Here is a 23519-nt window from a genome sequence, read left to right on the forward strand (position 1 = left end):
TCGCCTTGGCGTTAAACAGGAGTAAGCGGGATGCAAGAGACTCAATATCGGACCAGGCTCGCCCAGGAAGACAAGCGCTGGATGATCGGCGATGTGGAGCTTGGTAGTGTGCTCGCGCCGTTTTCCGCAAGCCTTGCCACTCCTCTGAGTCTGGAGGCGGCGCCGCAGCCGCAGTCGGAACTCAGCTCGGCGCTGATCACCGTCAGTGTGGATATCAACGCCTTGACCCTGGAGCAAGTGCGGCTGCGTGAAACACTGGAAACACTCAACAGCACATTGTTCATTACGAGCGCAGCACTGGCGGGCACGGCTGGCGGCTCCACCGGCAGTGAAGCGAAAAACACGCCGAAAGAAAAAGCGTCTGCCGACGAATCCTCGATCACACAGTTGCTCAAGTGGTCGGGTGAAGGCCTGGCGGAGTCGGCCAGGACCAAGGTTTCAGACAAAACACTTGAGGTGACGCTTGGTAAAATTCCCGGCGTTGGCGCGTTGTTCAAGGGCGCCAGCAAGGGGAGCGACGGTTGCTGCCCAGGCGTCAGCGAGGCGCTACGTGGGCGCGAGCGCTTCGGACCAAAGTACGCGAGCGGGCGCAAAAATTCGGGTAGACCAAGGTTGGCGAGGTTGAGGAACACCTCTACCTCCAGTAAAGCGACCAGTGGGTTTAACGCGACGGTGCGCAACCTGTTCGAGAAGGTGAGCAAGGTATTGGAAGCCCCACGATTAGGCTTTCATGGCGGCGCAACAACTCAGCGTGTCTCCCCAAGTTCGCCGGACACTCGGCTGGGGAGCAGTGCCGTGCGCAATCTGGCGCCAGGCAAGGGCGTTGGGTTAATTGACGCGTTGGGACGAGGCTTGGTTCCGATGCCCGGCCAAGTGGGTGCGAATACTCCCCAACCTATATCGCCCAGCCCTTTGAGTCATTCCACTGGGGATGTTGTCCGCGTACCAATGCCGGCAACCTCCCGCCTGGCTGACACGATGAACCGGCTGGAGTCGGTCGGCGCCCGCCGTCTCGGTCCGCTGCGGTACGTCGACGCTGCAGTCAATGTGGTTCAAGGCGTACGCAATGGTGACGTAAACGCCGTCGGCTCAGGCCTCAGCACCGCCGGTGGTGCCTGGGCCGGTGCCTCCGCAGGCGCCGCTATCGGCACTCTGGTTTTCCCCGGCGTTGGCACCGCTGTCGGTGGCGCAATTGGCGGTTTGCTGGGCAGTGAGGCGGGCGCCTGGCTGGGCGACAAATTGTTCAGTTCAAGTGATCGCCTGCCTGCACCCAATGCGGTGAGCAAGGAACTCAACGCGGCGCGCACGGATAACGTGCAAGTCACTCTCGCCCCGAGTATCCAGATCACCGGTGTAAACCCCGCCGACGCCCAGCAGGTCGTCAACCAGGTAATCCAAGCCTTGCAGTTCCAATGCATGCCGATGGTCACCGACACCCTGGGCATCCGACGCAATGCGGCACTGGCCGATTCTCCAGGAGGTGACTGATGCGACAACAAATGGTGCTCGGCGACTTTATCTTTGGCTTGTCCCGAGGGTTTGCCTATTCGTCGTTGGTACGTACCAACGACGGCGGCTGGAGTGACTTGGTGATTATTGCCAGTAAGCCCCAGTCGCGGCAGAGCGGGCAGAAGCTGGAAAAGCTCACGTTCATCGGTACGGCGATGTACGCCACCGGCATGCAGCGCTTGGACGAGTTGCGCGCGCTGCAAAACACGCGTGCGCCGTTGCCTTTGGTTGACGGCATCGGCCGTAACTGGGGCTTGTGGCGGATTAATTCGGTGGTGGAAACCCAGAGCAATGTGATCGATGACGGAACCGCTATGGTCATGGCCTGGACGCTGGAGTTGGAGGAATTCGTCAATGCGTAGAGTGCGAAGTATCGCCGGTGATTCGGTCAATCTGTTGCTTTATCGGGAGTTGGGCCGTTGCGATGACGCAGCGGAAGAAACCCTCTGGCGTTTGAACCCCGAACTTGCCGAATATGGCCCGGTGCTACTGGCCGGCGTGTGGGTGATCGTGCCTGAAATGCAAGCTCGGTCAGGTGCTGTGCGTCCCGTTTTGGCCTGGGATTAAGGAGGCTGCATGGCACAGGGATTTACGCCTATCGTGGAGTTTTATGGCGCCAACGCGGCGCTGCTCAATCAACGCCTGATGCGCTGGAGCCACACTGACGCTGCGGGCATTGAGACTGACCGGCTGGAGCTGACCCTCAATATCGAGGGGCTTGACGGCCTGCCCACTCTGAACGGCAAGATCGGCTTGCGTGTCGGTTACCTGGAAACGGGGTTGGTGGAGAAGGGCGAGTTTGTCGTCACCCAACGGACCCCGGTGCTGTTTCCCATGCGCTTGATGATCGTAGCCACCGCAGCGCCCTTCAGCGTGGTCGATGCAACGGGTTACCGCCAGCGTCGATCCGCCAGTTACGGTCCGACCACCCTGGGCGCGCTGTTTCGCCGACTGGTCAGTCGTCACGGCTATTCACCGCGAGTGGCGCCAGCGCTGGAGGGGATTGCGATCGCGCACATCGACCAGTCCAACGAAAGCGACATGGCGTTCATTTCGCGCCTTGCCCGACTCTATAATGCGGTGACCAAACCGTTTAACGAACTCTATGTGTTGGCCGAAGCCGGCCGAGTCAAGTCGCTCTCCGGCCAGCTACTGCCGGAAGTGAAGCTGTCCGTGACGGATGATAACCGCCCCGGTGAACAGAGCTTCATCACCGCCAAACTCGACGAAAAAACCCGCTCGAAATACGAAGGCTGCCGCGCCAGTTGGTGGGATGCCTCTGCCGGCAAGCAGCGCGTAGTCCAGGTGGGGAATGCGCCGTTCAAGACGTTGCGCCAACGCTACCAGAACGAAGCCGAAGCCCGCGCCGTTGCCGAAGGCGAACTACGCCGTGTGGGGCGTGAAAATTTAAAGTTGCTGATCGATTGCCCGGGCAATCCATTGTTGGCCGCGGAAGGGCTGTTAGTGCTGGATGAGAGCTGGCCGTCCTATATGCAGGGACGATGGTCGATAAGGCAGGTGGTTCATGTCGGCGATCCGGCGACGGGATACCGCAGTTCGATCACGGCGGGTGGGTTGTCGATATAGATACTTTTCGAGAGTAAAACCAATGGTGATAACACTTCCCCAACTGCTCGGCGTTATGCCGGATGCCCGCCTTAGAGCGGGCCTTTTTTTAACGCCCTTAAATGCGGCTTTCGTTCGCTTCGAGATTGACCGTGCGAAGCGCATCGCCGCCTTCCTCGCCCAGATCGGCCACGAATCCGGCGAGCTGCGTTACGTCCGTGAACTGGGCAGCGATCACTACCTGAGCAAATACGACACCGGCGGCTTGGCCGCGCGCCTGGGCAACACCTCTGAAGCGGATGGCGATGGTCAGTTGTACCGGGGCAGGGGGCTGATCCAGATCACCGGTCGTCACAATTACCTGGTCTGCAGCCAGGCGTTGTTTGGTGATGATCGTCTGTTGAGAGATCCCACGTTGTTGGAGCAACCACAATGGGCGGCTGAGTCGGCCGCCTGGTTCTGGCAGAGCAATGGCCTGAATGAGCTGGCAGACAAGGACCAGTTCACCGCCATCACACGGCGGATCAACGGCGGCTTGAATGGGCTCGAGGATCGCTTGCGATTGTGGGCGCGGGCGAAAGCGGTGTTATGCGCTTCCTAGGGGCTTGGCGATTGATCGGTGTTTGCCTGTTAGTGGCGGTGACCTGGCAAGTACAGGCTTGGCGATTGGGGGCGCAGTTGGAGCGGCAAGCGGCTGTCCATGCCCAGGCGCTCAGTCAACAAACCCAGGCGGCCCTGCGCCAGCAACAGGTACAGCAGGACAAACGGCTGGCCCTGGAGCAACAGCTCAGTGCCAGCGACCAACACCATGCTCGGGAGTTAAGCGATGCGCAACATAACCAGGCTGCTCTGCGCGACCGCCTCGCCACTGCTGATGTGCGGTTGTCAGTCCTTCTCGACGCAGCCGAGCCCGCCAGTGGCTGTGCAATGCCAACCGCCGCCACCGCCGTCCGCGTGGTTCATGCAGCCGCGCGAGCCCGCCTTGACCCGGCGCATGCTCAACGAATTATCGGCATCACCGATGCCGGCGACCAAGGACTGATCGCCTTGCGCGCTTGCCAGGCTTATGTGCGCGCTGTCACCCGCTAATCTCTTGTTCCAGTCTGTCGCTTGCATGAGCGATTTGCTCCTGTAGGGTAGGCAAACCCCCGCCCACTTCTGGAGACCGTCGTGAAGGAAATCACTCAACTTGCTGCTGAACTGGGTCGCCGCCTGCAGGTGCTCAATGCCCACGTCACCACGGCCGAATCCTGTACCGGTGGCGGTATCGCCGAGGCCATTACGCGGATCCCGGGGAGTTCGGCCTGGTTCGAGGCCGGGTACGTCACTTACTCTAATCGTCAGAAGACCCGGCAGTTGAATGTGCCGGAAACATTGTTTCCGAAAGTGGGCGCCGTCAGCCAGGAAGTGGTGGAGGCCATGGTGCGCGGTGCGCAGGAAAAAAGCCTGTCGCGATTCGCTGTTGCAGTAAGCGGCGTGGCGGGGCCTGACGGCGGTTCGCCGGACAAACCGGTAGGCACTGTCTGGCTGGCCTTTGGTGTGGGTGATGAGGTCACGGCCGAGCTCGCGCACTTCCCGGGCAACCGCGATGAGGTCCGCCGACAAACGGTAAAGGCCGCGCTTGAGGGCTTGTTGCGACGAGCTGCAGCAGAAATAGAAAATCAGGGGTAGGCGATCTCCAATCTTTGTGGAACAATACTGTCTACTTATACAGGTGTTGGCCGCCCCGGCCTTATTGATTACGTGAGGACTTTAATGGACGACAACAAGAAGAAAGCCTTGGCTGCGGCCCTGGGTCAGATCGAACGTCAATTCGGCAAGGGTGCCGTGATGCGTATGGGCGATCACGACCGTCAGGCGATCCCGGCTATCTCCACTGGCTCTCTGGGTTTGGACATCGCACTCGGCATTGGCGGCCTGCCAAAAGGCCGTATCGTAGAAATCTACGGTCCTGAATCTTCCGGTAAAACTACCCTGACCCTGTCGGTGATTGCTCAAGCGCAAAAAATGGGCGCCACCTGCGCGTTCGTCGACGCCGAGCACGCCCTGGACCCTGAATACGCCGGCAAGTTGGGTGTCAATGTTGATGACCTGCTGGTATCCCAGCCGGACACCGGTGAGCAAGCCCTGGAAATCACCGACATGCTGGTGCGCTCCAACGCCATCGACGTGATCGTGGTCGACTCCGTGGCTGCCTTGGTACCCAAGGCTGAAATCGAAGGCGAAATGGGTGATATGCACGTGGGCCTGCAAGCCCGTCTGATGTCTCAGGCGCTGCGTAAAATCACCGGTAACATCAAGAACGCCAACTGCCTGGTGATCTTCATCAACCAGATCCGTATGAAGATCGGCGTGATGTTCGGTAGCCCGGAAACCACCACCGGTGGTAACGCGTTGAAGTTCTACGCTTCGGTCCGTCTGGACATCCGCCGTACTGGTGCGGTGAAGGAAGGCGACGAGGTTGTCGGTAGCGAAACCCGCGTTAAAGTCGTTAAGAACAAAGTGGCCCCGCCTTTCCGTCAGGCTGAATTCCAGATTTTGTACGGTAAGGGTATTTACCTGAACGGCGAAATGATCGACCTGGGCGTGCTGCACGGTTTCGTCGAGAAGTCCGGTGCATGGTATGCCTACAACGGCAGCAAGATTGGTCAAGGCAAGGCTAACTCGGCCAAGTTCCTGGCAGATAACCCGGATATCGCCGCCACACTTGAGAAGCAGATCCGCGACAAGTTGCTGACTGCAGCTCCCGACGTGAAAGCTGCTGCCAACCGCGAGCCGGTTGCAGAAGTGGAAGAAGCCGACACTGACGTCTGAAGCAAACGATGACTGTTGTACTGGATACACTCGTCGCCGTTCGGCGCACTGCTATGGACCTGCTCGCTCGACGCGAGCATGGTCGAGTCGAGCTGACGCGCAAACTGCGTCAGCGCGGCGCAAACCCTGAGATGATCGACACGGCCCTTGACCGTTTGACGGAAGAAGGGCTGCTGTCGGAATCCCGTTACCTCGAAAGTTTTGTCTCCTACCGAGCCCGTTCCGGCTATGGCCCTGCGCGTATTCGCGAAGAGCTGAGCCAGCGTGGCCTGCAGCGTGCCGATATCGACCTTGCGTTGCGTGAGTGCGGGATTAGTTGGCAGTCGCAGTTGGAAGATACTTGGCGTCGCAAGTTCTCCGGCCATCTGCCTATTGATGCCCGGGAGCGTGCGAAGCAAGGCCGCTTCTTGAGTTACCGCGGGTTTTCGATGGAAATGATCAACCGTTTGTTCAGCGGCCGAGATATGGACGACTGAAACTGTGTTGAGCGTGCTTGTCATTTTTGCGGGTTTGTATTGGTGAGCAGGTTTTTTGTGTAGAGCAAGCATGTTGTGGTGAGCGGGCTTGCCCTGCGCTGGGCTGCGCATCAGCCCCAATCACCGCAATCGCTCGCCTCCCATTTCCACTGAAACACCACCAAAAAAGGCTCACTATGAAAATAGTGGGCCTTTTTTTGCACTAAAAAATCAAGCCGGCTCTGGCGCCACTCGCTGCTGCGCCTTCCCCTGAGCCTGCGCCCAGTTCTCCGGCAAATTGATGTAATCCACCAACTCCCGCAGTCTGCCTTGGTCTCGTCCATTAAAGTTGAACACCAGTCGCGTCAAATGGCTGAACCTCGCTTCATCATGCTCCTCACCCGTATACGCGAGTTGCTGAAACTCGCCGCTTAACCGCAGGCTGGCAAACTCACTTTGCAAGTGGGCCAGCGCCCGATCACTGAGCGGGTGATTCATACGCACCACAAACTCGCGCTTTAACCAGCGCGTGGAGTGGAAATTGGCATAAAACTGATTGATCTCCTCCACTGCTTCTTCAGCGCTGTACACCAGCCGCACCAGCTTGAGGTCGGTAGGCAAGATATAGCGATTGGCTTCCAACTGGCTGCGGATAAAATCCAGGGCGCCTTGCCAAAATCCTCCACCGGGTGCATCCAGTAACACCACCGGTACCAGTGGGCTCTTGCCGGTCTGGATCAGTGTCAGCACTTCCAGTGCTTCATCGAGGGTGCCGAAGCCGCCTGGGCATAGCACCAGTCCATCGGCTTCCTTGACGAAGAACAGTTTGCGGGTAAAAAAGAAGTGAAAGGACAGCAGGTTCTCGGTCCCATCAATGGTCGGGTTGGCGTGCTGTTCGAACGGTAAGGTGATATTGAACCCCAGGCTGTGCTCCAGGCCGGCGCCTTCGTGTGCCGCGGCCATGATGCCGCCACCTCCACCGGTAATCACCATCAAGTCCGAGCGCGCCAGTGCTGCGCCTACTTCCCGGGCTAATGCATACAGGGGGCTTTCCACAGGGGTACGTGCCGAGCCGAATACGGTGACCTTGCGTCGGCCCTTGAACTGTTCGAGCACACGGAAGGCGTTGTCCAGTTCACGTATGGCTTGCAAGGTGATCTTGGCATTCCAGCGATTGCGGTCATCCTGTGCCATGCGCAGCACGGTGAGGATCATGTCGCGATACAGAGGGATATTCGGGCTGTCGGGGGCGATCAGTTGGAGTTGGGCTTCGACCTGCTGCGTGAGGTCGGCCCCATTTTTTTCAAAATGCTGGAGCAGGCTGTCATTCGGTTCGTAAGGCATTCAACTTCTCCTTCTTGCAGGGCCGGGTAACCGACGAGATGTTCGCCGGAGGCTACGACACTGCATGTGTCGCTGCTTGCCGCAGGGGGCAACCTTCTTTTGCCCTGAAAATGTTACAGAACAGCATCGAAAATGCTGTGAGCGAGCGGTCGGGATGGCTTGATCATGGGCCGAAAAACCCTTGGCTGGCAACCGCTTATTGGTTGCTCAACAGTGAGTCTAGCCGTCTGAGGGGCGTTGCAGCGGGGGAGTGCGCGCCACTGAATAGCAGCGCGCGAAGGTCAGGCTTAATTACTTCTTCTTCTTCGCCGGAGCGGGGCAATCCGTTTCCACGAACTTTACCGAAGCCACAGGGCGGTTGGTTTTGTTCTCGGTGATTTCATAGCGCATCACGGCGCCTTTGGCCATCAGCTCGCGGTAGCCTTTGTTCAGGCACACGCTTTGCCCCAGTTGGAAATACACAGCCTTAGGGTTGGCGCGCATTTGCTCGGCACGGTCGGACATGACGCTCAGGTGATCGATCAACTGCATGCCTTCAACGGTGTAGGCCACTTCCAGGGTTTTTTCATCGATTTCCCGGGGCAGATCCTTGTTGCTTTCTGCCGCGACGCTTTGCAGTTTCCTGTTCATCTGGGCCTCCAGCAGCGAGGCCGCATGTGCGCCCACAGGCAATACCAGCGCAAGTGCGATGGATGGGACGACAAGGCGCAGCATGGAACGCAGCATGAAACTCTCCTGATTCGGTTACTGGTGCATAGACCAGCCACTGCGCTGTGCGTTCAGTGGCGCGCAATTATAGGTGACCCCTTGCCACTACAGCCAGGCGTATCGCTGGTAAACTGCGGCCATCTCAGCCTTTCACGAGTTCTATCCGTGTCGATTTACCCGTTCCTGCGGCGCATCCGATGAGCCATGCCGTTTCCCGTCTGCGTACCCAGCGTCTGGCGCGCGCCATTAAGCCCTTCGTCAACCGAGGCTCCCGTGCCGAACGCTGCCCCGGCTGCCGGGTGATTCCCGAGTACTGTCTCTGTGCCTGGCGCCCGAAAGTCGAGGCCCGGTCCGCGATGTGCCTGCTGATGCACGATGTTGAACCGATGAAACCCAGCAACACCGGCTGGCTGATCGCCGACGTCATCGACGACACCACTGCCTTCGCTTGGGCTCGCACCGAAGTCGAGCCGGATTTGCTCACCCTGCTCGCTGACCCGCAATGGCAGCCGTATATCGTATTTCCCGGTGAATTTGTGGCGCCGGAACGGGTGGTCAACGAAGTCATCGTGACGCAGGGCAAGCGTCCATTGTTCATCCTGCTCGATGGCACCTGGAGTGAGGCGCGCAAGATGTTCCGCAAAAGCCCGTATCTGGAGCACTTACCGGTCCTGAGCCTGGCGCCCGAGCAGCTCTCACGCTACAAACTGCGCCGCTCCAAACGTGATGATCATTTCTGTACCGCCGAAGTCGCAGCGCTCTGCCTGGAGTTGGCTGGCGATGGGGTTGCCAGCGAAGTGCTGGATGCCTACCTCGATGTGTTCAGCACCCATTACTTGGCCGCCAAGTTCCAGATGCCTCTGGATGCGACCGATGCCGTCCATACCCGTCTTGCGCCCTATATACCCGCGGTATAGCCAGGCGACGTTGGCATGATGGCACTGTAAGCCTGCACCCCGCTAAAATGCCCTCGGGCGTAGTGCTTGACCCCCTAGGCTACGCTGGGCATGCTGGGCGCCGATTGGGGCGCAACCGTGAATTTTCGACGTCGTATCACGTGCTTTTGACGTTGAACGTGCCCTGTGGCGATGGCTGCCTGGCCGTTGCCTTGTGTACTGGCGAACCTTGAACCCATCAAGGCAGCCATAAAAAACAGGATCATTTAATCAATGGCCACATACGAAATCCTGATAGCCGATGACCACCCGCTGTTTCGCAGTGCGCTGCATCAGGCCGTAACGCTGGGCCTTGGCCCGGATGTGCGTCTGGTTGAAGTGGCCAGCATTGCCGAACTGGAAGTCCGCCTCACCGAAAAATCCGACTGGGACTTGGTGCTGCTCGACCTGAACATGCCTGGCGCCTACGGTTTCTCGGGGCTGGTGCTGCTGCGTGGGCAATACCCGCAAATTCCCGTGGTGATGGTCTCGGCGCAGGAAGACGCTGACGTGGTGGTTCGCTCCAAGGAGTTTGGCGCCAGTGGCTTTATCCCCAAGTCCAGCGCCATGGAAGATATCCAGAGCGCCGTACGTAAGGTGCTGGACGGTGATGTGTCCTGGCCGCCGCAAGCGTTTGAAGAAATTAACGTGTCTGACGAAGCCAAGGCCGCCCGTGATGGCTTGGCGAGTCTTACGCCCCAGCAGTTCCGAGTGTTGACCATGGTCTGTGAAGGCCTGTTGAACAAGCAGATTGCCTATGAGCTGAGCGTGTCGGAAGCGACCATCAAGGCCCATGTGACCGCGATCTTCAGGAAGCTAGGGGTGCGCACGCGGACCCAGGCGGCGCTGCTCTTGCAACAACTTGAGTCAATTTCGCAGCATTGAGCTGTTATCGATTCACGCTTTTTTGACTTTGCGTGATCTAGTTTCCCCACTTCTTTGGTTCAGTTGCCTACGTCTATGTCGCCTTTCAAGGGTCAAACCGGTATCAAACGTATCTTCAATGCTGGGGGATATTCCCTGGATGGCCTGCGCGCAGCGTTCACTGGCGAGGCCGCGTTCCGGCAGTTGGTGTTGCTGAATGTCATCCTTGTCCCGCTAAGCTTTTTCCTGAACGTCAGTCGTGTCGAACGGGCGCTGCTGATTGCAGTGTGCCTGCTGGCCTTGATCGTCGAATTGCTCAACTCGGCCGTAGAAGCAGCCATCGACCGCATTTCCCTGGACCGCCATCCACTGTCGAAAAACGCCAAGGACATGGGCAGCGCCGCGCAATTTGTGGCACTGACCATGATTACCCTGGTGTGGGCCGTGATCCTGATCTAACGATCAAGCGATGTTCGGCAGCACGATCTCGTCGCTGCGCTGAACCCCAGCGGTGAATGCGCGGCACAGTTCCAGAAACTCGCGCATCGCCGAGGTCTGGTATTTCTGTTTATGCCAGATGAAGTAAAACTGCCGCGCAAGGTCCAGGTCAGGGGTTTCAACCGGCACCAGGCTGCCACGGCGGAACGCGTCGCGCAGTGCCAAGCGCGAGATGCAGCCAATTCCCAATCCCGACTCCACGGCGCGCTTGATTGCCTCGGTGTGCTCAAGCTCCAAGCGGATGTTCAGCGCGCTGCGGTGATGACGCATGGCCTGGTCGAAGGTCAGGCGTGTGCCTGAGCCCTGTTCGCGCAGAATCCACGCCTCGTGGGTCAGCTCCTCCATGGTGGCCACTCCGCGCTTGGCCAGGTGATGCTGAGGCGCGCAAAACACCACCAGCTCATCCTCCACCCAGGTTTGCACCTCGATATCGGGGTGGCTGCAGTCGCCTTCGATTAGACCCAGGTCAATTTCGTAGTGCGCAACCTGATGCACGATATTGGCAGTGTTCTGCACATGCAGCTTTACCTGGCTCTCGGGGTGCTGCTGCATGAAGCTGCCGATCAGCAGGGTGGCCAGGTAATTACCGATGGTCAGGGTCGCGCCGACGGCCAGAGAGCCGAAGCCGGACTTGCCGTTGAGCAGGTCTTCGATCTCCTTGGCTTGGTCCAGCAGCGCTACTGCCTGGGGCAGAAGCTGATGGCCCAGGGCGTTGAGGCTCAGGCGTTTACCGGCGCGGTCGAATAATTGGCAGCTGGATTGACGCTCCAGCTCCGTAATCGAGGTGCTGGCTGCCGATTGAGATAAGGCCAGAAGGCCAGCAGCGCGCGAGACGCTTTCCTGCTGGGCGACGGCGACGAAGACTTGCAGTTGACGGAGAGTAAATCGCATATCTATATAACCGATAACCCTTATCTTAATAATCCAGTTAACAGATATTGTCGCCGCCATTAGAATGCTGTGCAATTGCGCAGCTACATTTGGCGCAGACCCATTTCCAGGAGTTACCCGTACATGAGCAACATGAACCACGAGCGTGTCCTCAGTGTTCATCACTGGAACGACACTCTGTTCAGCTTCAAGTGCACCCGCGATCCGGGCCTGCGCTTCGAGAACGGTCAGTTCGTGATGATCGGCCTGCAACAGCCCAACGGCCGCCCGCTCATGCGCGCTTACTCCATCGCCAGCCCGAACTGGGAAGAGCATCTGGAGTTCTTCAGCATCAAGGTGCCAGATGGCCCGCTGACTTCCCAATTGCAGCACTTGAAGGAAGGCGACGAGATCATCATCAGCAAAAAACCGACAGGTACCTTGGTGCTTGACGATTTGAAGCCAGGCAAACACCTGTACCTGCTCAGCACCGGTACTGGCCTTGCTCCGTTCATGAGCGTGATCCAGGACCCGGAAACCTACGAGCGTTTCGAAAAAGTGATCCTGTGCCACGGCGTGCGTTACGTCAACGAAGTCGCCTACCGCGAGTTCATCACCGAGCACCTGCCGCAGAACGAATTCTTCGGCGAGGCCCTGCGTGACAAGTTGATCTACTACCCTACCGTGACCCGCGAGCCATTCGAAAACGAAGGCCGCCTGACCGATCTGATGCGCAGCGGCAAGCTGTTCAGCGACATCGGTCTGCCGCCGATCAACCCCGAGGACGACCGCGCCATGCTGTGCGGCAGCCCGAGCATGTTGGATGAAACCAGCGAAGTGTTGAACAGCTTCGGCCTGAAAGTTTCGCCGCGCATGCGTGAGCCGGGTGATTACTTGATCGAGCGTGCGTTCGTCGAGAAGTAATCCCGTCAGCCCATGTGCTGACCAAGCAACAAAGAAGATCCAAATGTGGGAGGGGGCTTGCCCCCCGATGAGCGAGTGTCAGTTGATACATCTCTGACTGACACACCGCTATCGGGGGCAAGCCCCCTCTCACATTTTGCTTCCGGTTTATTCAGTTGGCTGGGAGTACTTCCAGCACACAAATCATCCCCGCCTCGGGATAGTGCCAGCGCACATCCACGTCCCAGAACTGCGCGCCATATTCGCGCTCAGGCCCAGGCTTTTGGTACGCCGGCCGGGGATCCTGCGCCAAGCACTGATCAATCAACTCCACCAGAGGCTCTCCCAGGCGTTGAGCGTGGTCTTGTGCTTGCAGCAGGGCGGTCTTCAGCCATTGCACGCCAATCAGGTCCGGCGCATCACTGGCGATGCCATTGGTGGCGTCCGCGACACTATCGGCATATGGCACATACGGCTTGATATCCAACACCGGCGTGCCATCGAGCAAATCAATCCCGGAAATCCACAGTCGGCCCGGTTCCACTTTGTCCAGCTTCACCACCGACTGGCCGATGCCGTTGGGCCGATGGGTCGCACGGGTGGCAAACACGCCCATGGACGTGTTGCCGCCCAGGCGTGGCGGGCGCACTTTGAGGCGTGGTTTGTCTTCCAGGGCCTGGTGAAACAGGAACAACAGCCACACGTGGCTGACCTGCTCCAGGCCCTGCACTGCCTCACCCTGGTCAAACGGCGCCACCAGTTCCAGCACGCCTCGGGCCGCTGGCGCCAGTTGTGGTTGGCGCGGAATGGCGAACTTCTCCTTAAAGCAGGAGCGTACGAAGCCGACGGGTGAGACCTGATAGCTCATGGCTTACGCACGAACCCGCAGGGTCAGGCCCTTGAGGAAGTTGCGCAGCAACTGGTCACCACAGGTGCGGTAGTTGGTGTGGCCGAACTTGCGGAACAGCGCGCTCAGCTCCGGCTTGGACACCGGAAACTCGGCAGCCTTGAGGATGGCGTGCATATCGTCTTCCTTCAGTTCGAAGGCTACACGCAGCTTTTTCAGGATGATGTTGTTGGTCACCGGGGTTTCGATCGGCTGCGGCGGACGGCTTTCGTCCTTGCCACGCTTGAAGATCACCAGACCATCGAGGAAGTACGCCATGACCTCATCCGGGCAGAACACGAAGCCTTCTTCCTCATCTTTCTTGAGGTAGGTCAGCAGGTCTTCCTTGGTTACGTCCATGCCGCCGAGCTTGATGATCTCGACCATCTTGTTGTCGCTGATGTCGAGCATGTAGCGCACGCTGCGCAGTACGTCGTTGTGAATCATGGTGGGCAGTCCTGGTATTCAACTGAGGACACCGCCCATCAGGCGGTGTCGAGAAAAGGGGAGCGGCTTAGAACTTCTCTTTGCCGGACAAGTAACGCCATTGACCGACCGGTACCTTGCCGATGGACACGCCGCCGATACGGATGCGGCGGATCGCCACGACCTTCAGGCCAACGGCTTCACAGAACAGCGCGATCACGCCTGGCTGCGGGTTTTTCATCGCGAAACGCAGGCGGTTTTCGTTCTGCCAGCTGGCTTTAACTGCTGGCAGCTCCTTGCCCTTGTAGGTCAGGCCGTGATTGAGGCGGTTGAGGCCGTGAGCAACCATGTCGCCCTCGACCTCTACCACATATTCCTGCTCGATCTTGGTGGCATCGGCGGTCAACTTGCGCAGAATCTTCCAGTCCTGGGTGAACACCAACAGGCCGCTGGCCTTTGCTTGCAGGTCGGCGCTGGCGGTCAGGCGCAGGAAGTGACCTTTGAGCGGGCGCTTGCTGAAACGGTGTTCTTCGGAGAGCGTTTCGGCGCTGATCGAGGCCATGGCTGTCTCGGCATCCACGCCAGCAGGGGCGTGCAGCAGAATGGTCACCGGTTCAGGCACTGTCGCCTTGGCGTCGGGGTCGAGTTCGACTTTCTGGGTCGTGACCTTGAACTGCGGCTCGTCGATCACTTCACCGTCCACCGAGACCCAGCCGCCTTCGATAAACAGCTCAGCCTCCCGACGGGAGCAACCGACCAGTTCGATAAGGCGTTTGGAGAGGCGTATGGGGTCAGTCATGACAAGGGCCGTAACAAAAGGGGGCGGCTATTGTACCTGTGTGGGCGCGGTTAATCCCGGCCCCATTTCATTTAGCCCTGACGCTCCTGCTGTTGTAGCTGGTGCAAACGCATATGGAGCAACGGATAAGGTTGGCCCAAGCCATCATGCTCCGTGCGTCCGATCACCTCGAACCCGAGTTTCAAGTAAAACCCCAGGGCCTGTGGGTTCTGTTCGTTGACGTCCAGCGCTTGGGCATTCATGTGCTCGATTGCATACCACAGCAGCTGTCGGCCAAGACCCTGACCACGGTGCTGCGGGTCGATAAACAGCATCTCCACCTTGCCCGCCGCAACCCCGGCAAACCCGGTGATGCGCTGGCGTGAGTCTTTGGTGCAGATCAGCATCACCGAGTCCAGGTAGCGGGTCAGCACCAGACCCTTGAGCAGTACGATGTAACTCTCGGGTAAAAAGTCATGAGTGGCCCGCACCGAATCCTCCCAGATCCGCGCCAACTCCGCGTAGTCGCTGATTTTAGGTGTATGGATAATCGAATGCTGACGCATGCCCGCTGCCCCTTGCTGTGATCGGTGCTGATGGGCAAAACGATAGACGTAAAAAAGCCCCGCATCTTGTCCAGAAGCAGGGCTTTTTTAAATTTTTACAGCGTTAGTCGCGCTTTTCGGCCCACAGGTCGTATTCGTCGGCGTCGGTCACGGTGCACCAGACCTTGTCGCCCGGCTTTAAACCGCTGGCATCGTCGATAAACACGTTACCGTCGATTTCCGGCGCGTCGAAGAAGCAGCGGCCAACCGCGCCTTGCTCGTCGACTTCGTCGATCAGCACTTCGATTTCCTTGCCGATACGCAATTGCAGGCGCGCCGAGCTGATCGCCTGTTGGTGCGCCATGAAACGCTCCCAACGGTCTTGCTTGACGTCGTCTGGCACCACGGCCAGGTCCAGCAGGTTGGCTGGAGCACCTTCCACCGGGGAGTACTGGAAGCAGCCGACGCGATCCAGTTGGGCTTCGGTCAGCCAGTCCAACAGGTACTGGAAGTCTTCTTCGGTTTCGCCGGGGAAGCCGACGATGAAGGTGGAGCGGATGATCAGCTCCGGGCAGATCTCGCGCCAGTTCTTGATGCGCGCCAGGGTCTTGTCTTCGAAAGCTGGGCGTTTCATCGCCTTCAGGACTTTCGGGCTGGCGTGCTGGAACGGGATGTCCAGGTACGGCAGGATCTTGCCGGCAGCCATCAACGGGATCAGTTCGTCTACGTGCGGGTACGGGTAAACGTAATGCAGGCGCACCCACACGCCCAGGCTGCTGAGGGCTTCGCAGAGTTCGGTCATACGGGTTTTCACCGGCGCGCCGTTCCAGAAACCGGTACGGTATTTCACGTCGACGCCGTAGGCGCTGGTGTCCTGGGAGATCACCAACAGCTCTTTCACGCCGGATTTGACCAGGCGCTGGGCTTCGTCTAGCACGTCACCGACCGGGCGGCTGACCAGCTTGCCCCGCATCGACGGGATGATGCAGAAGCTGCAGCTGTGGTTGCAGCCTTCGGAAATCTTCAGGTACGCATAATGGCGCGGGGTCAACTTGATGCCTTGCGGCGGCACCAAGTCGATCAGCGGGTTGTGATCCTGGCGCGGCGGCACTACTTGGTGCACGGCATTGACCACCTGCTCGTACTGCTGCGGACCGGTCACGGCCAGCACGCTCGGGTGCACGTTGCGGATATTGCCTTCTTCCACACCCATGCAGCCGGTCACGATGACCTTGCCGTTTTCCTTGATGGCTTCGCCGATCACTTCCAGGGACTCTGCCTTGGCCGAGTCGATAAAGCCGCAGGTGTTGACCACCACCACGTCGGCGTCCTGGTAAGTGGACACAACGTCATAGCCTTCCATACGCAGTTGCGTGAGGATGCGCTCGGAGTCGACCAGAGCCTTCGGGCAACCCAGGGAAACAAAGCCAACCTTAGGGTTGGCTTTTGCGATGGTGGTGGACATGTCTAACCTCGGTATTGAATGACGCCGCCAGTCGGGCACGACAAGGCGGTGGACGGGCACTTGGTGTGCCTCTGATCAAAAAGTGCGCAATTCTAGCGATGGGCAGCGCACTTGACCAGCTTTATGCGGGGAAATGCGACGAGTGCTCTTTTGCTGGTCGGCGTGTTCTATAAGTGCCCAACGCTTACCTCAAGCTCACCGACTCATTGAAATCACACCCGTCATGTACTGATTCAAATCGCGCAGATCATTAATCCGCCAAGCGAACGGTGGCAGCTTCACACCGTTCTCTCGCAAGGTTTTTGGAATCAGGTCTCCATTGGGTCGAAGTATTATCGACGACACAATTACGCCCGGATAATCCTTAAGTCGTTTCTTGAACGCGGGTGTGGTGAGGTTTGGTGTCGGAGGGTTGCTCTTACTGGCCAAGGGTCCCGTGCCTTTAATGTCCGCTCCGTGGCACATGGCGCATCGCTGTAGGTAGATATTTTTTCCGTTGAGGTTATCCGCGAAGGACAGTGATGTTTGAGCCAGCGATAACACTGCCAGCGAAGCAATAAATACTCTTCTCATAGACGTCCTTGTTGTATCAGCTGGATCTGAATCGAGGGCAAGTTCAGGGCCTGGCGTTGGTGACGGGCAGGGCACGTCCGACTTCTGTATGTGGCCGGTCGCGCACGGCCAGGCAGCGGACCAGTGCTGTATGCCTCTGTGATCGAAAAGAGCGCGATGCTAGCCACGGGCAATTCACTTGACCAGCTTTATGCAGGGAAATGTGACGAGTGCTGCGCTATGCTTCGCGCCGTTGCGCACGGGTAAAAACCTTGGGTCAATAAAACGTCTGTTACGAGAAGTAAAACAGCGCATGCTAGGGTCAGCTTAGGCGCGTTGTTTATAAGAGACCTCAGGTCAAAGGGCAGGAGTGGTTGATGGGTCACGCGAGTAGTCAGGCAGCAAGTGCCGAGCATTCAAACAGCAAGCCGATCGGCATGCTGGTGGCGGCGGTCGGGGTGGTTTACGGCGATATCGGGACCAGTCCGCTCTACACCCTCAAAGAGGTGTTCACCGGGGGGTATGGGGTTCAGGTCAACCATGACGGTGTCTTGGGGATCCTGGCGCTGATCTTCTGGTCGCTGATCTGGGTCGTTTCGATCAAATACATGCTGTTCGTGCTGCGCGCCGACAACCAGGGCGAAGGCGGCATCATGGCCCTGACCGCACTGGCACGTCGGGCAGCGGGGGAACGTAAAAAGCTGCGCAGTTTCCTGGTCGTGTGTGGCCTGTGCGGGGCGGCACTGTTCTACGGTGACAGCATGATCACCCCGGCGATTTCGGTGTTGTCAGCAGTAGAAGGCCTGGAGCTGGCGTTCGACGGCTTGGAAAAATGGGTTGTGCCTATTGCGTTGGTGGTGCTGGTGGCGCTGTTTCTGATCCAGAAACACGGTACCGATCGCATCGGCAAGCTGTTCGGGCCGGTGATGGTGACCTGGTTCCTGGTGCTGGGCGGGCTGGGTATCTATGGCATCAGCCAGCATCCCGAAGTGCTCAAGGCATTGAACCCGATGTGGGCCGTGCGTTTCTTCGAGGCTCATCCAGGCATTGGCGTTGCCATCCTGGGTGCCGTGGTGCTGGCACTGACTGGCGCCGAAGCGCTGTACGCCGACATGGGCCATTTCGGCCGCAAGCCCATTGCCCGCGCCTGGTTCATCCTGGTGTTGCCGGCACTGGTGCTCAACTATTTCGGCCAGGGCGCCATGCTGCTGGGCGATCCTGAAGCCGCGCGCAACCCGTTCTATCTGCTGGCGCCGAGCTGGGCGCTGATCCCGCTGGTGGTTCTGTCGACCCTGGCGACGGTGATTGCTTCCCAGGCGGTGATTTCCGGCGCGTTCTCCTTGACTCGCCAGGCGATCCAACTGGGTTACATCCCGCGCATGCACATTCAACACACCTCCAGTGCCGAACAGGGCCAGATCTATATCGGCGCGGTGAACTGGTCGCTGATGGTCGGCGTGATCCTGCTGGTGCTGGGCTTCGAGTCCTCAAACGCACTGGCCTCGGCCTACGGCGTGGCGGTGACGGGCACCATGTTGATGACCACCATCCTCGTCTCGGCGGTGATGTTGCTGCTGTGGAAATGGCCCCCAGTGCTGGCCGTGCCGGTACTGCTCTGCTGCCTGTTGGTGGATGGGCTGTATTTCGCGGCCAACGTACCGAAAATCATCCAGGGCGGCGCCTTCCCGGTGATCGCGGGGATCGTGCTGTTCGTGTTGATGACCACCTGGAAGCGCGGCAAGCAATTACTGGTGGAACGTCTCGACGAAGGCGGCCTGCCGCTGCCGATCTTTATCAGCAGTATTCGCGTGCAGCCGCCCCATCGGGTTCAGGGCACGGCGGTGTTCCTCACCGCGCGGCCCGATGCCGTGCCCCATGCGCTGTTGCACAACCTGCTGCATAACCAGGTATTGCACGAGCAAGTGGTGCTGCTGACGGTGGTCTATGAAGACATCCCGCGCGTCCCGGCGTCGCGGCGTTTCGAGGTGGATTCCTACGGGGAAGGGTTCTTCCGCGTGATCCTGCACTTCGGCTTCACCGACGAGCCGGATGTGCCCGAAGCGCTGAAGTTGTGCCACTTGGATGATCTGGATTTCAGCCCAATGCGCACCACCTACTTCCTCAGTCGCGAGACGGTGATTGCCTCGAAAATCGAAGGCATGGCGCGCTGGCGCGAAGCCTTGTTTGCATTCATGTTGAAGAATGCCAACGGCAACCTGCGCTTCTTCAAACTTCCGGTAAACCGGGTGATCGAGCTGGGCACCCAGGTCGAGATGTAAGTATCTGCAGCAAGGGAGCCGGCAATCGGCTCCCGCTTTCCGTCTGAACCCTGTGCAATCGATCGTTGTCGACTAGGCTCTAAGCACTGTTGAACAGTGCCCATAGAACCCAGAAGAGGTGCGCCATGAGTCAGCTGCTCGAACCCTATACCCTGCGCCAATTGACCCTCCTGAACCGCATTGCCGTCTCGCCGATGTGCCAATACTCCAGTGACGATGGACTGGCCAATGACTGGCATCTGGTGCACCTCGGCAGTCGTGCCGTCGGCGGCGCCGGGCTGATTTTCACCGAGGCCACCGCCGTGACTGCCGATGGCCGCATCACGGCACAGGACTTGGGCTTGTGGAACGACCAACAGATCGAACCGCTGCAACGCATCACCCGTTTTATCGCCGCCCAGGGCGCGGTGGCTGGCATCCAACTGGCCCACGCTGGGCGCAAGGCCAGCACCCATCGGCCGTGGATCGGCAAGCATGGCAGCGTCAAGCCGGAGGACGGTGGTTGGGTACCGGTAGGTCCATCGCCGATTGCCTTTGACCCTCAACACACCCAACCGCGGCAACTGGACGAAGCGCAGATCCAGCAAGTGATCGCTGACTTCGTCGCCGCTGCCAAACGTGCGCTCACCGCGGGTTTCGAGGTGGTGGAAATTCACGCGGCCCACGGTTATCTGTTGCACCAATTCCTGTCACCCATCAGCAATCAGCGGCAGGACCAATACGGCGGCTCCTTTGAAAACCGTATCCGGCTGGTGCTTCAGGTGACCAAGGCCGTGCGTGAAGTCTGGCCCCAGGAGTTGCCGCTGTTCGTACGGGTGTCGGCCACCGACTGGGTGGAGGACGGCTGGAACCCCGATGAAACCGTGGAACTGGCACGCCGCCTCAAAGACCTGGGCGTGGACCTGATCGACGTATCCTCCGGTGGCACCGCCGCCAATGCCGAGATCCCTACCGGGCCGGGCTACCAGACGCGCTTCGCCGAGCGCGTGCGCAAGGAGTCGGGCATCGCCACGGGGACCGTGGGCATGATCACCGAACCGGCTCAGGCCGAGCACATCCTGCGCACTTGCCAGGCCGATATCATCTTCCTGGCTCGTGAACTGCTGCGCGATCCGTACTGGCCGTTGCACGCCGACGATGACTTGGGCGGGCGCAAAGCAATCTGGCCGGCTCAGTACCAACGCGCGACCCATCGGGATCAACCGATTCATGAGTCTGACTTGAGGGATTGATCCTTCGCTGACTCCATCTAAACCCACCCTGAGCCGGTGGGTTTTTTTTGCCTGTTGCTGTGGGATGGCGCTGTAGGTATTTGTTACCGAAGTAATTTTTTAAGTGAATACTCTAAAAAAATCCCACACGTAACGAGATTGTTTCTACGCTTAGGGTAAGACCGATTTCTGGCCCAGGGAGTCAGTCTGTTTGTCCACGGAGGCATTGCGCTTCACGGGAGATGGTTGATGGGCGCCGGGAGTATTTGATTGATATCAGGAGAAACAGTCCATGGCCAAGTCCTATGGAGTAGCAGGTTTGGTGGCGTCTTTTTTGACCCGCAGGGTGTCCTTGCGTAGCCGCCGGTTGAGTTTGGATGAGGTCGAGTTGCTGGCGCAGTATCGCGCTCTGAACGAGAGCGATCAGGTGGCGATGCGTTATCTGATTGGGGCGATGAAGAGCGTGTCGCGGTTTTAGAGTCGACGTGGAACGCGTGTGGGAGGGAGCAAGCCCCCTCCCACAGTTGAATCAGGTGTACTTGCGCTGGTCCGGTGCCGGCGGGAAGTACTGATACAGCCAGGTTTCACTCAAGGTGCGGTCCTGGGTTCGGATAAACAGGCGCAGCTCCACCGGTTCCACTCTGTCGCTGGTCGGGTACCAGTCGAACAGGATGCGGTAGCCCTTGATGTTATCGAGCACCAGCACGCTGAAGTCTTTCACTTCACCATGGGAGCAAGTCACCACTGGCTCAATCCCAGTGCCTGGCGGTAAACGGTCCAAGCCACCGCCCTTGAAGTCCACGGCAAAACGGCGCGCCCACACGTCCGGGTAATGTTCACCCGGCGCCCAACCTTCGGTAAAACCGCCCATGCCGGAACGGGTCGCGTCGACCTGGGCCAATGGTGTGCTCACCGGTGGCAAGGCGCTCCAGTACAGTTTGTAGCCATAGTTCAGAGATTCACCCGCAGCCACCGGCTTCTTCGGGGTCCAGAAGGCCACGATGTTGTCCAGGGTCTCGCCGGTGGTGGGGATCTCCAACAGGTCGATGGAGCCTTCGCCCCAGGCGGTGGTCGGTTCGACCCACAGGCTTGGGCGCTTGCTGTACCAGTCCACAGTGTCCTGATAGCTGGCGAACTCATGGTCGGTCTGCACCAGGCCAAAGCCTTTCGGGTCTTTGTCGGCGAATGCATTGAATTGCAACTTGGCGGGGTTGTTCAGCGGGCGGCAGATCCACTCGCCGTTGCCGCGCCACATCGCCAGGCGGTCCGAGTCGTGGATTTGCGGGTGAATGGTGTCGCACATCCGGCGCTCGTGGGTGCCGCAGCTGAACATGCTGGTCATAGGGGCAATGCCCAGTTGTTCGATGGCAGTACGCGCATTGATATGGGCGTCGATCGCCATCACCACTTGGTTGGCCTGGCAGTCGATATCGAAGCGGTAGGCGCCGGTGGCGCTTGGCGAGTCAAGCAGGGCGTAGACCACAAAACGCGTGGCGTCCTTGTCTGGAGTTTCGAACCAGAACTGGGTGAAATCAGGGAATTCTTCGCGTTTTTTGGCGTAGGTGTCGATGGCCAGGCCTCGGGCCGACAGGCCGTATTGGCCGGTGGAATCCACCGCGCGGAAGTAGCTGGCGCCGAGAAACGACAGCACGTCATGGCGGTCTAGCTCCGGTGCCTTGAACAGCTTGAAGCCGGAGAAACCCAGGTCGCCGGTCAGCTGTTTGGTGTCGACGGTGGTTTTTTCATAGTTGAACAGCGAAGGGCGGAAGTGCACTTCACGGGCTTCACGGGTTTTCGGATCAACGCTGTGCATGCGCACCGGTGTCTTGAAACCCATGCCGACGTGGAAAAACTGCACGTCCAACTGGCCGTTCAACTCTTTCCACAGCGAATGCTTGCCGTCGTAGCCAATGGCGTTGAAATTCTGTGGGGTCATGGTCGCCAGAGTCGGCGGCAGCACCTGTTTGGTGTCTTTATACGCGGTTCCGGCGAGTTGCTTGGCCTGGGCTTTCAGTGCGTCGAAATCGAACGCCACGGCCTTGCCGTCGGCGGCACGGTTCCCGGCCCAGGCCTGCGCGGCCAGTAGGCCGCTGGCCGACAAACCGGTGTAAGCCGCAATGGCCATGGACGCTTTGAGCAAATTCCTGCGGTGCATAGAGACAACCTGTCGTGAGCAAATCCCGCGCCGTTCCTGGCACGTGCTGGATCAGAAATAACGGTTCGGACATGCCTTCGGCCAAACGCAACGGACATTAAACAGACGCCGGATAGCTTAAGCGGTTCGATGGTGTAGGAAAAATGATTGATGGCTGTGTGATGGCGTTGCATATGAAACAAGTTGTGTCGTCAGGTGAGTTGCGTACTGTTGTAGTGAGCGGGCTTGCCCCGCGCCGGGGCGCGAAGCGGCCCCCATGAAAACCACGCAGGCCGTCTGAAAACGTGCGGCATTTGGCTTCAGGGCCGCTTTGCAGCCCAGCGCGGGGCAAGCCCGCTCACCACAAGACTTCGTTTAGCCACACTATTTCGACTTAGCCCACCTCTCTCACTGCCCGAAAAGCCTCATCAATCGCCGCATGGGTGTACGCACTCCATGCCACATCCGAGTTGGCGATGCTCACAGGCCCTACAGATTTGCGCGCCAGATTCATCAACGCTTCATATGAAGCAAGTTGTGTCGTCAAGTGAGTTGCACGCTGTTGTAGTGAGCGGGCTTGCCCCGCGCTGGGGCGCGAAGCGGCCCCCATGAAAACCACACAGGCCGTCTGAAAACGTGCGGCGTTTGGCTTCAGGGCCGCTTCGCAGCCCAGCGCGGGGCAAGCCCGCTCACCACAAGACTTCGTTTAGCCACACTATTTCGACTTAGCCCACCTCTCTCACTGCCCGAAAAGCCTCATCAATCGCCGCATGGGCG

General features: G+C 58.9%; 26 protein-coding genes and 1 pseudogene. 16 read left to right on the top strand and 11 right to left on the bottom strand.

Annotation, left to right across the window (positions count from 1 at the left end):
- The first annotated feature begins 30 nt into the window (after window positions 1-30).
- From AOA61_RS04680 to recX, 9 genes are all read left to right on the top strand, one after another.
- Entirely contained in the window at window positions 31-1488 is a 1458-nt protein-coding gene (locus tag AOA61_RS04680) for a tail tape measure protein (protein WP_099601237.1), read from the top strand.
- A complete protein-coding gene (locus AOA61_RS04685; protein WP_099601238.1) occupies window positions 1488-1871 on the top strand; it encodes a phage tail protein in 384 nt (127 codons plus the stop codon). Before AOA61_RS04680 ends, AOA61_RS04685 begins: the two co-directional genes overlap by 1 nt.
- Window positions 1864-2076, top strand: a complete 213-nt coding sequence (locus AOA61_RS04690; protein ID WP_099601239.1) for a tail protein X — start codon at window positions 1864-1866, stop codon at window positions 2074-2076. Before AOA61_RS04685 ends, AOA61_RS04690 begins: the two co-directional genes overlap by 8 nt.
- Before the next feature lie 9 nt (window positions 2077-2085).
- On the top strand, window positions 2086-3096 hold the full coding sequence (locus tag AOA61_RS04695; RefSeq protein WP_099601240.1) for a contractile injection system protein, VgrG/Pvc8 family: 1011 nt from the start codon (window positions 2086-2088) through the stop codon (window positions 3094-3096).
- 22 nt (window positions 3097-3118) lie between these two features.
- Window positions 3119-3676: a glycoside hydrolase family 19 protein gene (locus tag AOA61_RS04700; protein WP_099601241.1), complete on the top strand. Its 558-nt coding sequence runs from the start codon at window positions 3119-3121 to the stop codon at window positions 3674-3676.
- Window positions 3664-4164, top strand: a complete 501-nt coding sequence (locus AOA61_RS04705; protein WP_099601242.1) for a lysis system i-spanin subunit Rz — start codon at window positions 3664-3666, stop codon at window positions 4162-4164. Before AOA61_RS04700 ends, AOA61_RS04705 begins: the two co-directional genes overlap by 13 nt.
- An 81-nt stretch (window positions 4165-4245) precedes the next feature.
- Complete coding sequence (locus tag AOA61_RS04710; protein WP_032891768.1) at window positions 4246-4746, top strand: CinA family protein; 501 nt, start codon at window positions 4246-4248, stop codon at window positions 4744-4746.
- 84 nt (window positions 4747-4830) lie between these two features.
- Entirely contained in the window at window positions 4831-5889 is a 1059-nt protein-coding gene (gene recA / locus AOA61_RS04715; protein WP_032891767.1) for a recombinase RecA, read from the top strand.
- 8 nt (window positions 5890-5897) lie between these two features.
- Complete coding sequence (recX, locus tag AOA61_RS04720) at window positions 5898-6365, top strand: recombination regulator RecX (protein WP_099601243.1); 468 nt, start codon at window positions 5898-5900, stop codon at window positions 6363-6365.
- 210 nt (window positions 6366-6575) lie between these two features.
- On the opposite strand, the gene AOA61_RS04725 is transcribed toward recX, so the two are convergent.
- Together AOA61_RS04725 and AOA61_RS04730 are read right to left on the bottom strand one after the other, a co-directional pair.
- The gene (locus AOA61_RS04725) at window positions 6576-7688 is read right to left on the bottom strand and encodes a TIGR00730 family Rossman fold protein (RefSeq protein ID WP_095183974.1); all 1113 of its coding nucleotides are present in this window, start codon (window positions 7686-7688) and stop codon (window positions 6576-6578) included.
- Between the two features lie 291 nt (window positions 7689-7979).
- A complete protein-coding gene (locus tag AOA61_RS04730; protein ID WP_032891764.1) occupies window positions 7980-8414 on the bottom strand; it encodes a PA3611 family quorum-sensing-regulated virulence factor in 435 nt (144 codons plus the stop codon).
- Between the two features lie 179 nt (window positions 8415-8593).
- On the opposite strand from AOA61_RS04730, the gene AOA61_RS04735 reads away from it, so the two are divergent.
- From AOA61_RS04735 to AOA61_RS04745, 3 genes are all read left to right on the top strand, one after another.
- Window positions 8594-9313 carry a tRNA-uridine aminocarboxypropyltransferase gene (locus AOA61_RS04735; protein WP_032891762.1) on the top strand — a complete coding sequence of 240 codons (720 nt, stop codon included), beginning with the start codon at window positions 8594-8596 and terminating at the stop codon, window positions 9311-9313.
- A 252-nt stretch (window positions 9314-9565) separates the two neighbouring features.
- Window positions 9566-10216, top strand: coding sequence for a response regulator transcription factor ErdR (erdR, locus tag AOA61_RS04740; RefSeq protein ID WP_032891760.1), 651 nt, complete (start codon window positions 9566-9568; stop codon window positions 10214-10216).
- A gap of 75 nt (window positions 10217-10291) precedes the next feature.
- A complete protein-coding gene (locus AOA61_RS04745; RefSeq protein ID WP_032891758.1) occupies window positions 10292-10654 on the top strand; it encodes a diacylglycerol kinase in 363 nt (120 codons plus the stop codon).
- Between the two features lie 3 nt (window positions 10655-10657).
- On the opposite strand, the gene AOA61_RS04750 is transcribed toward AOA61_RS04745, so the two are convergent.
- Window positions 10658-11584 (bottom strand): LysR family transcriptional regulator, encoded by a 927-nt coding sequence (locus tag AOA61_RS04750; protein ID WP_026013711.1) that lies wholly within the window; start codon window positions 11582-11584, stop codon window positions 10658-10660.
- A 123-nt stretch (window positions 11585-11707) separates the two neighbouring features.
- On the opposite strand from AOA61_RS04750, the gene fpr reads away from it, so the two are divergent.
- Window positions 11708-12487: a ferredoxin-NADP reductase gene (fpr, locus tag AOA61_RS04755; protein ID WP_003189055.1), complete on the top strand. Its 780-nt coding sequence runs from the start codon at window positions 11708-11710 to the stop codon at window positions 12485-12487.
- A gap of 151 nt (window positions 12488-12638) precedes the next feature.
- Here the strand turns inward: fpr and tsaA are convergent, their stop codons facing one another.
- From tsaA to AOA61_RS31790, 6 genes are all read right to left on the bottom strand, one after another.
- On the bottom strand, window positions 12639-13334 hold the full coding sequence (tsaA, locus tag AOA61_RS04760; protein WP_099601244.1) for a tRNA (N6-threonylcarbamoyladenosine(37)-N6)-methyltransferase TrmO: 696 nt from the start codon (window positions 13332-13334) through the stop codon (window positions 12639-12641).
- 3 nt (window positions 13335-13337) lie between these two features.
- Complete coding sequence (locus tag AOA61_RS04765; RefSeq protein ID WP_032891756.1) at window positions 13338-13799, bottom strand: DUF1456 family protein; 462 nt, start codon at window positions 13797-13799, stop codon at window positions 13338-13340.
- A 67-nt stretch (window positions 13800-13866) separates the two neighbouring features.
- The gene (locus tag AOA61_RS04770; protein ID WP_032891755.1) at window positions 13867-14577 is read right to left on the bottom strand and encodes an rRNA pseudouridine synthase; all 711 of its coding nucleotides are present in this window, start codon (window positions 14575-14577) and stop codon (window positions 13867-13869) included.
- Window positions 14578-14648: 71 nt separating this feature from the next.
- Window positions 14649-15122 (bottom strand): GNAT family N-acetyltransferase, encoded by a 474-nt coding sequence (locus tag AOA61_RS04775; RefSeq protein WP_032891753.1) that lies wholly within the window; start codon window positions 15120-15122, stop codon window positions 14649-14651.
- A gap of 103 nt (window positions 15123-15225) precedes the next feature.
- Window positions 15226-16554 (bottom strand): 30S ribosomal protein S12 methylthiotransferase RimO, encoded by a 1329-nt coding sequence (gene rimO, locus AOA61_RS04780; RefSeq protein WP_169850727.1) that lies wholly within the window; start codon window positions 16552-16554, stop codon window positions 15226-15228.
- A gap of 207 nt (window positions 16555-16761) precedes the next feature.
- On the bottom strand, window positions 16762-17139 hold the full coding sequence (locus AOA61_RS31790) for a cytochrome c (RefSeq protein ID WP_095183977.1): 378 nt from the start codon (window positions 17137-17139) through the stop codon (window positions 16762-16764).
- Between the two features lie 356 nt (window positions 17140-17495).
- On the opposite strand from AOA61_RS31790, the gene AOA61_RS04790 reads away from it, so the two are divergent.
- From AOA61_RS04790 to AOA61_RS04800, 3 genes are all read left to right on the top strand, one after another.
- A complete protein-coding gene (locus AOA61_RS04790; RefSeq protein WP_099601245.1) occupies window positions 17496-19397 on the top strand; it encodes a potassium transporter Kup in 1902 nt (633 codons plus the stop codon).
- A 125-nt stretch (window positions 19398-19522) separates the two neighbouring features.
- On the top strand, window positions 19523-20629 hold the full coding sequence (locus AOA61_RS04795) for an NADH:flavin oxidoreductase/NADH oxidase (protein ID WP_032891746.1): 1107 nt from the start codon (window positions 19523-19525) through the stop codon (window positions 20627-20629).
- 271 nt (window positions 20630-20900) lie between these two features.
- Entirely contained in the window at window positions 20901-21086 is a 186-nt protein-coding gene (locus AOA61_RS04800) for a hypothetical protein (RefSeq protein WP_032891743.1), read from the top strand.
- Window positions 21087-21137: 51 nt separating this feature from the next.
- On the opposite strand, the gene AOA61_RS04805 is transcribed toward AOA61_RS04800, so the two are convergent.
- Both AOA61_RS04805 and AOA61_RS32140 read right to left on the bottom strand, forming a co-directional pair.
- Window positions 21138-22763, bottom strand: a complete 1626-nt coding sequence (locus tag AOA61_RS04805) for a glucan biosynthesis protein D (protein WP_099601246.1) — start codon at window positions 22761-22763, stop codon at window positions 21138-21140.
- Window positions 22764-23136: 373 nt separating this feature from the next.
- Window positions 23137-23265, bottom strand: a pseudogene (locus AOA61_RS32140) (hypothetical protein); the annotation flags it as partial.
- Between the last annotated feature and the right edge of the window lie 254 nt (window positions 23266-23519).

Source organism: Pseudomonas sp. 2995-1 (assembly GCF_002742505.1).
Lineage (GTDB): Bacteria > Pseudomonadota > Gammaproteobacteria > Pseudomonadales > Pseudomonadaceae > Aquipseudomonas > Aquipseudomonas sivasensis.

What these genes read in the sequence shown, in the direction of transcription:
- AOA61_RS04695 (WP_099601240.1), top strand. Translation starts at nt 2,086, where the DNA reads ATGGCACAGGGATTTACGCCTATCGTGGAGTTTTATGGCGCCAACGCG.
- AOA61_RS04745 (WP_032891758.1), top strand. Translation starts at nt 10,292, where the DNA reads ATGTCGCCTTTCAAGGGTCAAACCGGTATCAAACGTATCTTCAATGCT.
- AOA61_RS04730 (WP_032891764.1), bottom strand. Translation starts at nt 8,414, where the DNA reads ATGCTGCGTTCCATGCTGCGCCTTGTCGTCCCATCCATCGCACTTGCG.
- erdR (WP_032891760.1), top strand. Translation starts at nt 9,566, where the DNA reads ATGGCCACATACGAAATCCTGATAGCCGATGACCACCCGCTGTTTCGC.
- AOA61_RS04705 (WP_099601242.1), top strand. Translation starts at nt 3,664, where the DNA reads ATGCGCTTCCTAGGGGCTTGGCGATTGATCGGTGTTTGCCTGTTAGTG.
- recA (WP_032891767.1), top strand. Translation starts at nt 4,831, where the DNA reads ATGGACGACAACAAGAAGAAAGCCTTGGCTGCGGCCCTGGGTCAGATC.
- AOA61_RS04680 (WP_099601237.1), top strand. Translation starts at nt 31, where the DNA reads ATGCAAGAGACTCAATATCGGACCAGGCTCGCCCAGGAAGACAAGCGC.
- AOA61_RS04690 (WP_099601239.1), top strand. Translation starts at nt 1,864, where the DNA reads ATGCGTAGAGTGCGAAGTATCGCCGGTGATTCGGTCAATCTGTTGCTT.
- fpr (WP_003189055.1), top strand. Translation starts at nt 11,708, where the DNA reads ATGAGCAACATGAACCACGAGCGTGTCCTCAGTGTTCATCACTGGAAC.
- AOA61_RS04735 (WP_032891762.1), top strand. Translation starts at nt 8,594, where the DNA reads ATGAGCCATGCCGTTTCCCGTCTGCGTACCCAGCGTCTGGCGCGCGCC.
- AOA61_RS04770 (WP_032891755.1), bottom strand. Translation starts at nt 14,577, where the DNA reads ATGACTGACCCCATACGCCTCTCCAAACGCCTTATCGAACTGGTCGGT.
- AOA61_RS04685 (WP_099601238.1), top strand. Translation starts at nt 1,488, where the DNA reads ATGCGACAACAAATGGTGCTCGGCGACTTTATCTTTGGCTTGTCCCGA.
- AOA61_RS04765 (WP_032891756.1), bottom strand. Translation starts at nt 13,799, where the DNA reads ATGATTCACAACGACGTACTGCGCAGCGTGCGCTACATGCTCGACATC.
- recX (WP_099601243.1), top strand. Translation starts at nt 5,898, where the DNA reads ATGACTGTTGTACTGGATACACTCGTCGCCGTTCGGCGCACTGCTATG.
- AOA61_RS04775 (WP_032891753.1), bottom strand. Translation starts at nt 15,122, where the DNA reads ATGCGTCAGCATTCGATTATCCATACACCTAAAATCAGCGACTACGCG.
- AOA61_RS04800 (WP_032891743.1), top strand. Translation starts at nt 20,901, where the DNA reads ATGGCCAAGTCCTATGGAGTAGCAGGTTTGGTGGCGTCTTTTTTGACC.
- AOA61_RS04805 (WP_099601246.1), bottom strand. Translation starts at nt 22,763, where the DNA reads ATGCACCGCAGGAATTTGCTCAAAGCGTCCATGGCCATTGCGGCTTAC.
- AOA61_RS31790 (WP_095183977.1), bottom strand. Translation starts at nt 17,139, where the DNA reads ATGAGAAGAGTATTTATTGCTTCGCTGGCAGTGTTATCGCTGGCTCAA.
- AOA61_RS04790 (WP_099601245.1), top strand. Translation starts at nt 17,496, where the DNA reads ATGGGTCACGCGAGTAGTCAGGCAGCAAGTGCCGAGCATTCAAACAGC.
- AOA61_RS04725 (WP_095183974.1), bottom strand. Translation starts at nt 7,688, where the DNA reads ATGCCTTACGAACCGAATGACAGCCTGCTCCAGCATTTTGAAAAAAAT.
- AOA61_RS04700 (WP_099601241.1), top strand. Translation starts at nt 3,119, where the DNA reads ATGGTGATAACACTTCCCCAACTGCTCGGCGTTATGCCGGATGCCCGC.
- AOA61_RS04750 (WP_026013711.1), bottom strand. Translation starts at nt 11,584, where the DNA reads ATGCGATTTACTCTCCGTCAACTGCAAGTCTTCGTCGCCGTCGCCCAG.
- AOA61_RS04795 (WP_032891746.1), top strand. Translation starts at nt 19,523, where the DNA reads ATGAGTCAGCTGCTCGAACCCTATACCCTGCGCCAATTGACCCTCCTG.
- tsaA (WP_099601244.1), bottom strand. Translation starts at nt 13,334, where the DNA reads ATGAGCTATCAGGTCTCACCCGTCGGCTTCGTACGCTCCTGCTTTAAG.